This is a genomic window from Paraburkholderia sp. SSBN10T, assembly GCF_056619545.1.
The window spans coordinates 467,653-480,825 of the sequence record NZ_JBWQQI010000002.1 but is presented as its reverse complement, the minus strand read 5'-3'; the positions used below and the strand labels follow the sequence as shown (position 1 = coordinate 480,825).

Below are 13,173 nucleotides of genomic sequence, written 5' to 3'. Positions count from 1 at the left end.
CATATCAACGGAGCATATATGTCCATCCGTATCAAGCTTGCTGCTTCCCTCGTTGCACTTTCGCTTGCTGGTGCAGCGTTCGCACAATCTCCAGCGACAAAGCCTGAGCGCATTCGCGGCGACATCGTGTCGTTCTCGGGCAATACCTTGACCGTCCATCGCCGCAGCGGCGACACCGTGATGATCACCTTGAGCGACGCGTCAAAGGTCAGCGCGGTGAAGGCGATCCAGCTCTCCGATATCAAACAGGGCTCCTATGTCGGCGCCGCGGCTATGCCCGGTCCCGACGGCAAGCTGACCGCCACGGAAGTGCTGGTGTTCCCCGATGTCGCGCGCGGAACGGGCGAAGGGCACTATGCATACGATCTCGGCGCCAACAGCTCGATGACGAATGCCAATGTGGACACGGTCGTCGAGGGCGCCAGCGGACGCGATCTAAAACTTTCGTACAAGGGTGGCAGCAACACCGTCACTGTGCCGACCAACGTACCGGTCGTCACTCTTGCACCTGCCACGCGCGCCGACCTGATTGCAGGCAAGAAAGTGTTTGTCGTCGCTGCCCCGGCCAACGACGGAGCCCCTAACGCGCAATTTGTCGTGGTCGAAAAGGACGGCGTAGCGCCGCCGATGTAATGATTTCCGGCGTCGCAGCGCGACTCTGGCGCGCGAGGGTGGTCGTTAAAGCAGGCCCAGCGTCGATGCCTTAAGGGTTGCCGCTGCGCGCGACGAGCATTCGAGCTTGCGAAACACGTTTTCGACATGGGTGCGCACCGTGCTTGGGCTGAGCGTCAATTCACGTGCGGCTTCCTTGTTGCTGGCCCCTCGCGAAATCACACGTAGCACGTCGATTTCGCGCGCCGTCAATCGCACGCTCTGCGACGTGCTGCTGACCGGCTGTCTGACGACGAGCGCATCGTCAGACAGCAGCGCATTGACCACAGCGACGTTCAACCGGCCGCGTGTGGCCTCATCACGCAACTGTCGTGCGGCTTCCTCGGCGGAGAGCGCCGCGCGCCACGGACGGATCGAGCGCAATGCGACAAACGTCACCGCTGCCGCCAGCACGTTCGCTTCCAGCGTCAGCGATTGATCGCTCGCCCCACGGAAATAGCCCGAACCGTCCGACCTTTCGTACGCATACGACGCAAGTTCGGCCGCTTCTCCGAGTGCGCCGGCCTGCTTGCCGGCGCGAGACGTCCAGTACGGCACCAGCCTGACCTTTTCCCATGCGCTTTCGGACAGACGTTCGTTCATATTCCAGATCTGGTTGGGCACGGATGCACGGCCAATACCGTGAATCAACCCCGCGCGATAGACGCGCGCGCATACCGATTTGTCCGACGTGAGCCGGGAGCAACATTCCGCCGCCGTCGCAGCGACTGCGCGCGAGAAGCCTGTCATCCACGGCAGCTTGAGATCGATGACGTCGGCGATCAACTCCACGGCGGTGTCCTGTTGCATGCGGGATGTCATCAGCATGGCGTCAAGATCGGCGGCCGACGCATGTTCCAGTTCCGTGAGCCAGCGCGCTGCATTGCGCGCTGCGGTCTCGACGAGTTGTGCCGGATACCGTGCGTCGGCGCGCTGCGCGATCAGATCAAGCGTTCGCTCGATGCCATAGGTCCGGCTAAACGTTTCCATGTCGCCGGCGAGCGCGACGATGTACACCACTACCGGCACAGCTTCGCGGGCGTGACTAGCGGGGAGGCCATGCCCATCCCACGTCTCGAAGATGCGCCGCAACGCCGTTTCTGTGGAGTGCGCAAGGCCCAATATGCGCGCTACCTCGCCGGAGACTTCACAGTGAATTTGTGCGAGCGGAGAAAGCACCGCGCTCACTCCACCCAGTGCCTTGAGCGGCTCGGTCCAGCCCTGGCGGTCTTCAAGCATCGCAATACGGATGGCGATGTCGTCACCGAAAACGTCGGCGAAACCCGCCGCGTTCGCCGTACAACCCGACCAGCGCAGCAGCGCAGTCTCGCGAACCGCATCGTTCGTAGCCGGGTCCATCCGGGATGCCTCGGCGAGGCGTGTCGCAAGCCATGCAGTGCGTAGCGAATGGCCAGTGGGCTGTCCCATGCTTAGATCGCCGATAAAGGCGAGTGCTTTCACAGCATCGAACACGCGCACCGCCGAAAGGGTGGCGTTGTCGTCGGTCATCGGGATGGATTGATCAGTGCAGGTCGAACAGAACGCCAACTATACGCCAACCTTTTGGAACGCATCGGTCATTTGACCGATGCCGGCAACGCAGGCCGAATGCCATGATCTCTATCCATACAGACTTTTCGTCCCGATGACGCTCGTGCGGTTCTGCCGGCAGGTCATCGCAGCAAGCGCTTGGCGCGTCGCATCAGGCGACGCGATTGGCAAAATTTTAAGGGAGCTTCAATGGCCACTCATCTTTCGGATACCACTCGCCTGCAGGATGAGCGGTGGCTCAAACACCTTTACTTTACGCGTGCCGCGTTTTCTGTCGTCTGGGTCGCGCTTGCGTTCGCCATCGGGCAGCATGTCACGGCGATCGGAGCCGCACTGCTCATTGTGTATCCCGTCTGGGATGCGCTGGCCAATTACGTCGACATGTCGCGTAGCGGTGGAATGCGCGAAAATTTTACTCAGGCTTTCAATGTCTTCGCGAGCGCGGCGATAGCGATTGCGGTGATTGTTGTGTTGAGCGTCGACACGAGCCTGGTGCTCGATGTATTCGGAGTCTGGGCCGTTTTGTCCGGATTACTTCAGCTCGCCACTGCTGTCCGCCGCAGGAAGCGCTTTGGTGCGCAATGGGCAATGATTTTGAGCGGAGGCCAGTCGGCACTGGCGGGGGCGTTTTTCATCGCGCAGGCCCATGAATCAGTGCCTCCCGCGATTGTCAAAGTGGCCGGCTACGCAGGTGTGGGCGCGATCTATTTTCTTGTCTCCGCGTTGTGGCTATTGGCCGGCCAACGGCGGCGCCAATCTTCATCGACGCCTTAAGGAACTGGACTACCGTGGCCATTTTTTTGCAGGTGCTGGATTCGCCGAGCGCTATCCGGTCAACGCCGGTATGGATTGGATAAGCCGCCACATTGGACAGTGGCGGCGGCCGGTCGGCAAAGCGTGGAACGGTTGGACCCTGAAGCCCGGGCCGCCGCCGGACTGCTGGCGCGATGCCCGCGCTACACTGGCGCTTTGTTCCCAAGGATCCGGCAGTGCCCAAAGTGTCTACGATTCGCGAGGTCGCCGAACACGCGAAGGTTTCGAAAGCCACCGTTTCCCGCTACCTGAACGGTAGCCTCGCGCTGCCGCCCGAAACGGCCGAACGCATCAATGCCGCGATCGTCGCACTCAACTACCGGCAGAACAGCCTCGCGCGCCGCCTGAGCCTCGGCAGCAGCGAAACGATCGGGCTCGTGATGCCCGACGTCGCGAATCCGTTTTTCGCTGAAATCGCCGACGAAGTCGAGCTCGCCGCATCGGAGCACGGATACGGCCTGTCACTCTGCATCACGCGCAACCAGCTCGAGCGCGAGTCGCTGTATATCGGCTGGCTCGACACCCAGCATCTCGATGGCCTGATTCTCGTCTCCAACCGTCCCGACGACGGTTCGCTCAGCCGGCTGATCGGCGGGCGCCGCAACATCGTGCTGATCGACGAGGACGTGCCGGGCGTGGACGCGCCAAAGGTGTTCGTCGACAACGTGCAGGGCGGCTACCTCGCCACCCGCCATCTGATCGAAGCGGGGCACCGGCGCATCGGCCACGTAAGTGGTCCTCACGGCCTCTTCACCGTGCAGGAGCGTTGCGAGGGCTACCGGCGGGCGCTCGCGCAGGCGGGCATCGCGTTTGACGAAGCGCTGGTGCGCTTCGGCTCCTACGAACGCGAGTTCGGCGCGATCGCGCTCTGCGAACTGCTCGGGTTGCCGGAGCCTCCCACTGCGATCTTCGCATCGAGCGACTACCTCGCGGTCGGCATGCTCGAAGTGCTGCGCGACCGGGGCATCGAGGTCCCGGCTGCCATGTCGATCGTCGGCTTCGACGATATGGAGTTCGCCAGCCTGCTGATGCCGCCGATCTCGACGCTGCGCCAGTCGACACGCGACCTCGGCCGCAAGGGCGTCGAAATGCTGCTCGCGCGCCTGGCGGGCGACACGCCGTCCACTGTGCAGCGGCTGCCGGTGCAGCTGATCGAGCGCGCGTCGGTCGCGCCGCCGCGTGCCCGCGAATCCGGCTGACGGTCCGCGTCGCTCCGGGAAACACCTTTCCATTCATTATTTTTGACGTCGTTGACAACAGTTTGCTCTCGGCAGTAGTGTTCGTGTAAACCGGTTTACAAGCAGGCGCGAGTTCGATGCGCCTTCCCGCAGTCCTACCCGCCGAAGCAGGGTCCGCGCCCATTGCGTAGGGCCGCCCTGTGCCTTCGACCTGTCATCAAGGGGAAGTTGATGAGCGCTGCCAGGATGTTGAGCCGGATACTGTCGACGGTCGCCGTCGCGTCCGCCGTGTCGCTGTTTGCTGTCGGCGCACTTGCCGCCGGACCGAAGAAGATCGCCCTCGTGCAGATCAATCAGGAAGCGCTGTTCTTCACGCAGATGGACGACGGCGCGCAGAAGGCGGCGAAGGCCGCCGGCGCGGACCTTGCCATTTTCAACTCGAACAACGACCCGAATGCGCAAAACAACGCGATCGAGACGTACATCCAGCAGAAGGTGGACGCGATCCTCGTCGTCGCGATCGACGTGAACGGCATCAAGCCCGCGATCACCGAAGCGAAGAAGGCCGGTATCCCGGTTGTCGCGATCGATGCGATCGTGGGCGGCGACAACGACGTGCAGGTCGGCGTCGACAACCGCAAGGTCGGCACCGACATCGGCACCTACACGGCGAACTACGTGAAGAAGTCGCTCGGCGGCAAGGCCCAGGTCGGGGTGGTCGGCGCACTCAACTCGTACATTCAGAACGTTCGTCTCGACGGCTTCAAGGCAGGCATCGCCGCGGCGCCCGGCGCGCAGATCGTCGCAACCGTCGACGGCCAGAACGTGCAGGATCAGGCGCAGACCGCGGCGGAGAACCTGATCTCCGGCAACCCGAACGTGCAGGTGGTCTACGCGACCGGCGAGCCGGCGCTGATCGGCCTGGTCGCGGCCGTCTCCGCGCAGGGTGTCACCGACCGCGTGAAGATCGTCGGCTGGGACCTGAGTGCGCAGGCGATCAAGGGCATCGATCAGGGCTTCGTCACGGCGGTCGTCCAGCAGGACCCCGAGGGCGAGGGCAAGGCGGCGGTCGGCGCGGCGCTCAAGCTGATCGCGAAGCAGCCGGTCCAGAAGAACATCTCGGTGCCGGTGACGATCGTCACGAAGGCCAACGTCGACCAGTACCGCAGCGTCTTCAAGTAAGCGTGCGCCTCGCGAAGGGCGCACCGTTCGCAGCAGGAGTGCAGATGAACAGTTCCGGCATGGCGGCGCCGCTGCGTGTTCGCATGCGCGACATCGCCAAGCAGTATGGCGCGATCCAGTCGCTGCGCGGCGTCAATCTCGAGGTTGCGCCCGGCGAGGTACTTGGCCTCGTCGGCGACAACGGCGCGGGCAAGTCGACGCTGTCGAAGGTGCTGTCGGGCGCGGTCGTGCCCGACAGCGGCTCGATCGAGATCGACGGCGTACCGGTGCAGTTCGGCGACCCGGGCGATGCGCGCGCGCACCACATCGAGATGGTCTATCAGGACCTCTCGTTGTGCGATACCGTCGACGTCGCCGGCAACCTGTTTCTCGGCCGCGAACCGACCCGGCGCGTATGCGGCATGCCGATGCTCGATCACGCGAAGATGCATCGCGACGCGCGCGCGATGCTCGACGGCCTCGGGATCCGCATCCCCGATACGCGGCTCGACGTCGAGAACCTGTCCGGCGGCCAGCGCCAGGCGATCGCAATCTCGCGCGCGGTGTCGTTCGATCCGAAGGTGCTGATCATGGACGAACCAACCGCCGCGCTTGCGGTCGCCGAAGTCGAGGCGGTGCTCGAACTGGTGCGCACGGTCAGCGCGCGCGGCGTCAGCGTGATCCTGATCAGCCACCGGTTGCAGGACCTCTTTCTGGTCTGCGACCGCATCACGGTCATGTACGAGGGGCGCGCCGTGGCAGACCGTCCGATCGGCGAGACCAGTCTCGAGGAAATCGTCGAGCTGATCGTCGGTCACAAGTTCACCGCGCGTTCCGCGCGCCCACTCGCAGGGAACTGATGATGGGTACCACCGTGTCCGATTCTCCTGCGCCCCGCCGCGCGCGGCTGCCGCACCGGCTCGGCCGGCATGCGGGTGTCGCCAGCATCGCGGGCTTCTTCCTGATCTGCATGATCGCGTTCGCGCTCGCGACCGACACCTTCCTCACCGCGGGCAACCTGCTGAACGTGCTGCGGCAGAGCGCGCCGCTCCTGATCGTGGCGACCTCGATGACGCTCGTGATCACGACGGCCGGCATCGATCTGTCGGTCGGCTCGACGCTCGCATTCGTCGGCGCGCTCGCCGCGATCGCGCTGCATGCCGGCGTGCCGGACACGCTGGTGCTGATCGGCGGGCTCGTACTCGGCGCGCTGATCGGCCTCGTCAACGGCTATTTCATCGCGATCGCCGGCATGCCCGCCTTCATCGTGACGCTCGGCACGCTGTCGATCGTACGCGGTGCGGCGCTCCTTATCACCCAGGGCTACTCGGTGCCGGTCGACAGCAACGGCTGGTTCGTCGATCTCGGCCGCGAGTGGCTGCTCGGGCTGCCGCTGCCGGCCGTGATCGCGATCGCGGTGCTATTCGCGGGCTGGGTGGTGTTGCGGTACACGCGCCTGGGCCGCTACATCGTCGGCATCGGCACCAATGCGGAAGGCGTGCGCCGCGCCGGCGTCGACGTGCGCCGCGTGATCATCAAGGTCTACATCCTGAGCGGAGCGGCCGCCGGGCTTGCGGGGCTGATCACGACGGCGCGGCTCGGCAGCGGCTCGTCGAACCAGGGTGTCGGTTTCGAGCTCGCGGTGATCGCGGCGGTGGTGCTTGGCAGCACCAACCTGTTCGGCGGCCGCGGCACGATTCTCGGCACACTGCTCGGTGCGCTGACCATCGCCGTGCTCGGCAACGGCCTGATCCTCGTGCACGTGTCGCCGTTCTACACGCAGATCATCCAGGGGGCGATCATGCTGTTCGCGATCTGGATGAATACGCGCATCTTCTCGCCGCAGCGCCGGCGCAAGGGGTGAGCGATGACTGAAGCCAAACCTGGGTTTGGGGTCGCGGACGAGCTGCGGATCGGTGTCGACAGCGGCTGCGTGATGACGGTGCTCGGGCCGCTTCCGGTCGAACAGATGGGCATCACGCTGATGCACGAGCACATCCTGATCGACGCGGCCGGCAAGTGGGTCGCGCCCGCCTGCTGCAGTCAGCGGCACATCGGCGAGCAGAAGGTGCACATCGGCATTCTCGGCGCGCTGCGGATGAATCCGCTGATGAACCGCGACAACTGTCAACTGTTCGATGCGGAGCTCGCCGCCGACGAGCTGATCAGGTTCCGCGACCTCGGCGGCCGTACGGTGGTCGACCCGACCAACCTCGGTATCGGCCGCGATCCGCTCGCGCTGCAGCGCATCGCGCGGCGTACGGGCCTCAACATCGTGATGTCGACGGGGTTTTACCTCGAGCCGTCGCATCCCGCCTATGTGCGCGAACGTTCGATCGACGAGCTCGCCGCGCAGTTGATCTACGACCTCGGCGGCGCCCCGCGGAAACCTGACGTGATGGCCGGCCTGATCGGCGAGATCGGCGTGTCGGCGGCCTTCACCGCGGCGGAGGAGAAGTCGCTGCGCGCAGCGGCGCGGGCAAGCGCCGCCACCAGCGTGCCGTTGTCCGTGCATCTGCCGGGCTGGGTACGGCACGGACACCGGGTGCTCGATATCGTCGAAGCAGAGGGTGCGGACCTTGCGCACACCGTGCTGTGCCACATGAACCCGAGCCACGCGGACGTCGAGTATCAACACGCACTCGCGCGCCGCGGCGCGTGGCTCGAGTACGACATGATCGGCATGGACTACTACTACGCCGACGAGGACGCGCAGTCGCCTTCCGACGAAGAGAACGCGCGGGCGATCCGCGCGCTGATCGACGCGGGTTTCGTCGATCGCGTGCTGATGTCGCAGGACGTGTTCCTCAAGATGATGCTGACCTGCTACGGCGGCTACGGCTATGGCTACATCCTCGAGCACTTCGTGCCGCGGCTGCGCCGCCACGGCGTGACCGACGGGCAGATCGAAACGATGCTGGTGAAGAACCCGATGCGGGTGTTTGCGCGCCGCCATGCAACCACGGAGAAATTCGCATGAAGAAAAACGTCCTGCTCGCCGGCGAGTCCTGGACCAGCACGGCCACGCACGTGAAAGGCTTCGACCTGTTCGCGTCGGTGACCTATCACACCGGCTCGCAGCAATTCCTCGCGCTGTTCGGCGATTCCGATTACGCGGTCACACACATGCCGAGCCACGACGCACAGACACAATTCCCGTCGACGCTCGAAGGTCTGCAGGCGTACGACGCGATCATCCTGTCGGACATCGGTGCGAACACGCTGCTGTTGCATCCCGACACGTGGGCGCAAAGCCGGCGCACGCCGAACCGTCTGAAGCTGTTGCGCGACTACGTGCACGCGGGCGGCGGGCTGATGATGATCGGCGGCTATCTGAGCTTCCAGGGCATCAACGGCAGCGCGCGGTTCCGCAACACGCCCGTCGAAGCGGTGCTGCCGGTGCACTGCCTGCCGTGGGACGACCGCGTCGAAGTGCCGGAAGGCTTCACGCCGAAGGTCGTCGCCCAGCATCCGGTGGTCGAGGGGCTCGGCACGGACTGGCCGCATCTGCTCGGCTACAACGAGGTCGAGCTGAAGTCCGATGCGACGCTGATCGCGACCGTGCCGGACACGGACCATCCGCTGCTCGCGGCGGGGCAGTATGGCGCGGGCCGCACGCTGGCGTGGACGAGCGACATGTCCGTGCACTGGCTGCCGCCCGAGTTCTCGGCGTGGGAAGGTTATGCGCGGCTGTGGCGCAACTGTCTCGACTGGCTCACGTCGAAAGACGGGACGGCCGCGGGCGGCGGGTACGAGCACCAAGGCGAACTGCACACGGCGTTCAGGGACGGCCTATGACGACACTGAACGCGGTCGCGCTCACGCGACATCTGGGTCCCGGCGAGCCCGAACTCGCGCACCAGACCGACGAGTCTTGCCGCATCGACCGGCTGCGCGCGGCGGTGGACCTGTACCGCTCGATCCTTTCCGACTGGGTGGCGCACCCGTGAACGACGACAGACCGCTCCTGAGCGACGCCCGCGTCTGCGTTGTGGGCAATGCCGCGGTCGATCTGATCCTGCGCGTGAACGCGCTGCCGCAACCTGGCGAGACGTCGCTCGCGGTCGAAAGCGCGCTGGATTTCGGCGGCAAGGGCGCCAATCAGGCTGTGATCGCGGCGCGTGCCGGCGCGGATGTGACGCTGCTCGCCGCGCTCGGCCGCGATCTGGATGGCGAGCGGATCGTCGCGATGCTCGCGCTCGAATGCATCGACACCACGCATGTCGCCCGGCTCGATTGCACGACCGACCTGTCGGTCGTGACGGTCGACGCGCACGGCGAAAACATGATCGTGACGCGCAACGACGCGGCGAATCAGTACGTACCCGAGCCGGCGCTGCTCGACGCGATCGCGCGCGCGGGCGACTGGGTCGTGTTGCAGGGCAATCTCGGCGAAGCCGTCACCGCCGCGCTGCTGCATCACGCGCGGCAACGCGGCTGCCGGACCCTGCTGAACCCGGGGCCGACACAGTTCGATTGCGGCCCGCTGCTGCACGATGTCGATGTGCTGGTCGTAAACCGGATCGAGGCTGCGACGCTGACGCGACAGCACGATCCGTGCGAGGCCGCGCTGTCGTTGCAACGCGCGGGCGCCGGCGAGGTGCTCGTGACGCTAGGCGCCGATGGCGTCGTCTGGTGCGACGGCAAAGGCGTGTGCGCGCATTGGCGCGCGTCGTCGGTCGACGCGATCGATACGGCCGGCGCTGGCGACGCGCTCTGCGGCACGCTCGTCGCCGGGTTCGCGCGCGGCCTGTCGATCGGCGATGCGCTGCCGGGCGCGATGGCGGTGGCCGCCTTCGTCGTCGGCCGGCGCGGCACGCAGGCAAGCTTTCCCGATCGCGAGCGGTTGCGCGAGCTGATCGCCGTTCCAACCCGTGGGCAGGTGGTGCGATGAATACTCAAACAGTGGTGGGGCGCGGCCGCACCGACAGTCTCGAACAGATCTTCGGGCGTGCAGGCGGCGTCGTGATCGGCGTGATTCACTGCCCAGCGTTTCCCGGCGCGCCGCGCTATGACGGCAGCACGAGCGAAGCGCTCTATGCGGCGGCGCTCGCCGATGCGCGAGCTTATGCGGCGGGCGGCGTCGACGGCCTGATCGTCGAGAATCACGGCGACGTGCCGTTCGCGAAGCCGGACCACATCGGTCACGAAACCTCCGCGTTCATGGCGGTGACCGCGGACCGGATCGCGCGCGAGACGGGGCTGCCGATCGGCATCAACGTGCTCGCGAACGCTTCGATTCCCGCGCTCGCCATCGCTGCGGCGAGCAACGCCGCGTTCGTACGGGTCAATCAGTGGGCCAACGCGTACGTGGCCAACGAAGGTGTGATCGAAGGCGAGGCGGCGCGAGCGTTGCGCTATCGCGCGCAGCTTCGTGCGAACGGCATTCGTGTATTCGCGGATGCGCACGTGAAGCACGGTGCGCATGCGATCGTCGCAGACCGTTCGCTCGAGGAACTGGTGCGCGACGTCGAGTTTTTCGACGCGGACGCAATCATTGCGACGGGTCAGCGCACCGGCGATGCGGCGAGCGTCGACTATCTGCGGCAGATGCGTGCGGCGACCCAGCTGCCGCTGCTGGTGGGCAGCGGCTGTACCGAAGACAATGTTGCGCAGATCCTGGCGGTGGCCAATGCGGTGATCGTCGCGAGTTCGCTGAAGACTGGCGGCGTGTGGTGGAATCCCGTCGAGAAGGGGAAGGTCGAGCGCTTCATGAGGGCGGCGAGAGCGGGGTAAAAGTCATCACCGACATCAAGTAATCTGATTCAACATTTTGCGCACATCATTCTTTCCCACGCGCAATTGGCGACTTGGGAAAACGGGGTCCAGCAATCGCCTGGCGCAGCCTCTCCGTGGGTCACGGCATTTCTCGCAGGAAGGCGACAAAGCTACCTTTAAGCCGGCCGACAACGGCGTCGCTATAGGTCAGGGTAGATTGAACTTCGATGCGCGCACGTTTTTTGCGGATGAGCATTTTCAGGAATGCAGGCCAAACCGAAGGATCTGTAAGCGACGATGTGGCCGTAAACGCCCCAGTGATGGGTTGATCGTAATCCATGTGGTTGGATTGAATCACTACCTCGCAGCGATACCCCTCACTTACCAGCCGCAGGTGGAGAAGCGACCATGCGGCGAGGATCGCAACGGCCGAGGCGCTTCCGCCGAACACGGTACTTTTATGATTGATGTTCGGCTCTAAAGGTGCAGAGAGCACAACGGATTCGGTAGATGCAGAACAGACAGACACCTGCATTGTCGCCGACAGGGGAATATGAGTGTGCAGATACCTTTCCAAACTATCTGTTTGTTCGTTGTTCAATTGCGAACCTCTGTTGCCTTGCTGGTTGACAATATTCTCCGGCCTACGGCACCTCTTGCGACAGGCTCATGTATTGATCAGTATAGGTTCCGTATGTGATTCCCGTTGTTTCCCCCCCCGGCCTACTCGTTCTCCGCCCGTTTCGGCACCGCTACGACACCCACCGTCTTGCGAACCTTCGCGACCTGTTCGGCGCTTACCGCTGGAGCATGGTTACCCCAGCTTGAACGCACGAAGGTCAGCACGTCAGCCACGTCCCGATCGGTCAGACGCTCGCCGAAGCCCGGCATGCCGTAGTGCGTCGGTGCGGCCTCGGTCGATGGCATCTCGCCGCCAACCAGGACGAGGTGAATCAGCGACGTGGGGTCTGCCGTATTGATCGTCGTACTCAATGCCAGCTTCGGGAACGTTCCGCCATAACCATTGCCCGTTGTGCGATGGCAGGCCGCACAATTGTCGACGAAGGTCAGTGCGCCGTTACTCCTGTCGGAACCGGCACGCAGCGCCTTCGCGGCCGTGTCTTCGTTGACCAGCGCCTTCTCGCCGCCGGCCGCAGGCGCCAGCGTCTTCAGGTAGCGGGCCATCGCGTCGAGGTCGGCGTCGCTCATATGCTGCGTGCTGTCCTCGACCACCTCGGCCATGCCGCCGAACGCAGCCGAATGACTGGTGCGCCCGCTCTTCAGGAACGCGACGATATCCGCCTCGCTCCAGCTTCCCAGACCGTCGTTCACGTCGCCGCGCAGGCTCTTGGCGAGGTATCCGTCGACCACCCCGCCGGAAAGAAACCATTTACCGTCGTCCGTCAGCGACTTCTCCTGCAGCGTGATGCCGCGTGGCGTGTGACAGGCACTACAGTGGGCGAGACCTTCCACCAGATATTTCCCGCGCAGGAGCGGATCGTTTGAGTCTGGCGTTTCGTTCGTAACGACGTCCGGCGCGAACGCCGCGCGCCAGAGCCGCAGCGGCCAGCGCATCGAGAGAGGCCACGGAATGTCTGGCGTCCGGTTTTGCTGTGCGACCGGTTGCACGCCGTACATGAAGTACGCGTAAAGCGCTTTCACGTCCGCCGGCGTAACTTTGGCGTAGGAGACGTACGGCATCGCCGGATACAGCATCGCCCCGTTCTGTGCGACGCCGTGGCGCACCGCCTTGTCGAAGTCCTCGAGCGTGTAGTTGCCGATGCCCGTATCTTTGTCCGGCGTGATGTTCGTCGAATAGATCTGGCCGATTGGAGACGCGATCCCCAGACCGCCCGCAAAGGGCTTGCCGCCTTTCGCCGTGTGGCAGGCGATACAGTCGCCGGCGCCTGCCAGGTACCGGCCTCGCTCCACCAGTGGCCGTTGGTCCGCAGGAACGCCGGCGACGGCAGTGGTCACAGCTGCACCGGTCGTTGAGATGAAAACGGGATTGTCTGCGAATGCATAAGCCGTCCATGCCGCACCGCCGACAACCGCCGCCACCAGCACTGCGAGAAGATTTTTCTGCGCTTTCATGGTCGTC

Annotated in this window: 14 protein-coding genes; 11 read left to right on the top strand and 3 right to left on the bottom strand. The window is 64.5% G+C overall.

Annotation, left to right across the window (positions count from 1 at the left end):
- Nucleotides 1-18: 18 nt before the first annotated feature.
- A complete protein-coding gene (locus AC1ECK_RS04770) occupies nucleotides 19-633 on the top strand; it encodes a hypothetical protein (RefSeq protein WP_480316387.1) in 615 nt (204 codons plus the stop codon).
- A gap of 45 nt (nucleotides 634-678) precedes the next feature.
- Here the strand turns inward: AC1ECK_RS04770 and AC1ECK_RS04765 are convergent, their stop codons facing one another.
- Nucleotides 679-2,160: an HD domain-containing phosphohydrolase gene (locus AC1ECK_RS04765; RefSeq protein WP_480316385.1), complete on the bottom strand. Its 1,482-nt coding sequence runs from the start codon at nucleotides 2,158-2,160 to the stop codon at nucleotides 679-681.
- Nucleotides 2,161-2,391: 231 nt separating this feature from the next.
- Between AC1ECK_RS04765 and AC1ECK_RS04760 the strand changes: the two genes are divergently transcribed.
- The 10 genes from AC1ECK_RS04760 to AC1ECK_RS04715 all read left to right on the top strand — a co-directional run bounded on the left by AC1ECK_RS04760 (nucleotide 2,392) and on the right by AC1ECK_RS04715 (nucleotide 11,090).
- Nucleotides 2,392-2,976 (top strand): DUF308 domain-containing protein, encoded by a 585-nt coding sequence (locus AC1ECK_RS04760; RefSeq protein ID WP_480316383.1) that lies wholly within the window; start codon nucleotides 2,392-2,394, stop codon nucleotides 2,974-2,976.
- 215 nt (nucleotides 2,977-3,191) lie between these two features.
- Complete coding sequence (locus tag AC1ECK_RS04755) at nucleotides 3,192-4,214, top strand: LacI family DNA-binding transcriptional regulator (RefSeq protein WP_480316381.1); 1,023 nt, start codon at nucleotides 3,192-3,194, stop codon at nucleotides 4,212-4,214.
- 210 nt (nucleotides 4,215-4,424) lie between these two features.
- On the top strand, nucleotides 4,425-5,375 hold the full coding sequence (locus tag AC1ECK_RS04750) for a substrate-binding domain-containing protein (RefSeq protein WP_480316378.1): 951 nt from the start codon (nucleotides 4,425-4,427) through the stop codon (nucleotides 5,373-5,375).
- 44 nt (nucleotides 5,376-5,419) lie between these two features.
- The gene (locus tag AC1ECK_RS04745; RefSeq protein WP_480316376.1) at nucleotides 5,420-6,214 is read left to right on the top strand and encodes an ATP-binding cassette domain-containing protein; all 795 of its coding nucleotides are present in this window, start codon (nucleotides 5,420-5,422) and stop codon (nucleotides 6,212-6,214) included.
- A complete protein-coding gene (locus tag AC1ECK_RS04740; protein WP_480316374.1) occupies nucleotides 6,214-7,218 on the top strand; it encodes an ABC transporter permease in 1,005 nt (334 codons plus the stop codon). The genes AC1ECK_RS04745 and AC1ECK_RS04740 overlap by 1 nt, the downstream gene beginning before the upstream one ends.
- A 3-nt stretch (nucleotides 7,219-7,221) precedes the next feature.
- Nucleotides 7,222-8,334 (top strand): phosphotriesterase family protein, encoded by a 1,113-nt coding sequence (locus tag AC1ECK_RS04735; protein ID WP_480316372.1) that lies wholly within the window; start codon nucleotides 7,222-7,224, stop codon nucleotides 8,332-8,334.
- Nucleotides 8,331-9,152 carry a glutamine amidotransferase gene (locus AC1ECK_RS04730; RefSeq protein ID WP_480316370.1) on the top strand — a complete coding sequence of 274 codons (822 nt, stop codon included), beginning with the start codon at nucleotides 8,331-8,333 and terminating at the stop codon, nucleotides 9,150-9,152. Before AC1ECK_RS04735 ends, AC1ECK_RS04730 begins: the two co-directional genes overlap by 4 nt.
- A complete protein-coding gene (locus AC1ECK_RS04725) occupies nucleotides 9,149-9,304 on the top strand; it encodes a hypothetical protein (protein ID WP_480316368.1) in 156 nt (51 codons plus the stop codon). Before AC1ECK_RS04730 ends, AC1ECK_RS04725 begins: the two co-directional genes overlap by 4 nt.
- Nucleotides 9,301-10,248, top strand: coding sequence for a ribokinase (locus tag AC1ECK_RS04720; protein WP_480316366.1), 948 nt, complete (start codon nucleotides 9,301-9,303; stop codon nucleotides 10,246-10,248). The genes AC1ECK_RS04725 and AC1ECK_RS04720 overlap by 4 nt, the downstream gene beginning before the upstream one ends.
- On the top strand, nucleotides 10,245-11,090 hold the full coding sequence (locus AC1ECK_RS04715; RefSeq protein ID WP_480316364.1) for a BtpA family protein: 846 nt from the start codon (nucleotides 10,245-10,247) through the stop codon (nucleotides 11,088-11,090). The genes AC1ECK_RS04720 and AC1ECK_RS04715 overlap by 4 nt, the downstream gene beginning before the upstream one ends.
- Nucleotides 11,091-11,211: 121 nt before the next feature.
- Here the strand turns inward: AC1ECK_RS04715 and AC1ECK_RS04710 are convergent, their stop codons facing one another.
- Nucleotides 11,212-11,673 (bottom strand): YiiD C-terminal domain-containing protein, encoded by a 462-nt coding sequence (locus AC1ECK_RS04710; protein WP_480316362.1) that lies wholly within the window; start codon nucleotides 11,671-11,673, stop codon nucleotides 11,212-11,214.
- A gap of 122 nt (nucleotides 11,674-11,795) precedes the next feature.
- The gene (locus AC1ECK_RS04705; protein ID WP_480316360.1) at nucleotides 11,796-13,166 is read right to left on the bottom strand and encodes a c-type cytochrome; all 1,371 of its coding nucleotides are present in this window, start codon (nucleotides 13,164-13,166) and stop codon (nucleotides 11,796-11,798) included.
- Nucleotides 13,167-13,173 lie beyond the last annotated feature (7 nt).

Coding starts and splice junctions, on each gene's coding strand:
- AC1ECK_RS04770 (WP_480316387.1), top strand. CDS start 19: ATGTCCATCCGTATCAAGCTTGCTGCTTCCCTCGTTGCACTTTCGCTT.
- AC1ECK_RS04765 (WP_480316385.1), bottom strand. CDS start 2,160: ATGACCGACGACAACGCCACCCTTTCGGCGGTGCGCGTGTTCGATGCT.
- AC1ECK_RS04760 (WP_480316383.1), top strand. CDS start 2,392: ATGGCCACTCATCTTTCGGATACCACTCGCCTGCAGGATGAGCGGTGG.
- AC1ECK_RS04750 (WP_480316378.1), top strand. CDS start 4,425: ATGAGCGCTGCCAGGATGTTGAGCCGGATACTGTCGACGGTCGCCGTC.
- AC1ECK_RS04745 (WP_480316376.1), top strand. CDS start 5,420: ATGAACAGTTCCGGCATGGCGGCGCCGCTGCGTGTTCGCATGCGCGAC.
- AC1ECK_RS04740 (WP_480316374.1), top strand. CDS start 6,214: ATGATGGGTACCACCGTGTCCGATTCTCCTGCGCCCCGCCGCGCGCGG.
- AC1ECK_RS04735 (WP_480316372.1), top strand. CDS start 7,222: ATGACTGAAGCCAAACCTGGGTTTGGGGTCGCGGACGAGCTGCGGATC.
- AC1ECK_RS04730 (WP_480316370.1), top strand. CDS start 8,331: ATGAAGAAAAACGTCCTGCTCGCCGGCGAGTCCTGGACCAGCACGGCC.
- AC1ECK_RS04725 (WP_480316368.1), top strand. CDS start 9,149: ATGACGACACTGAACGCGGTCGCGCTCACGCGACATCTGGGTCCCGGC.
- AC1ECK_RS04715 (WP_480316364.1), top strand. CDS start 10,245: ATGAATACTCAAACAGTGGTGGGGCGCGGCCGCACCGACAGTCTCGAA.
- AC1ECK_RS04705 (WP_480316360.1), bottom strand. CDS start 13,166: ATGAAAGCGCAGAAAAATCTTCTCGCAGTGCTGGTGGCGGCGGTTGTC.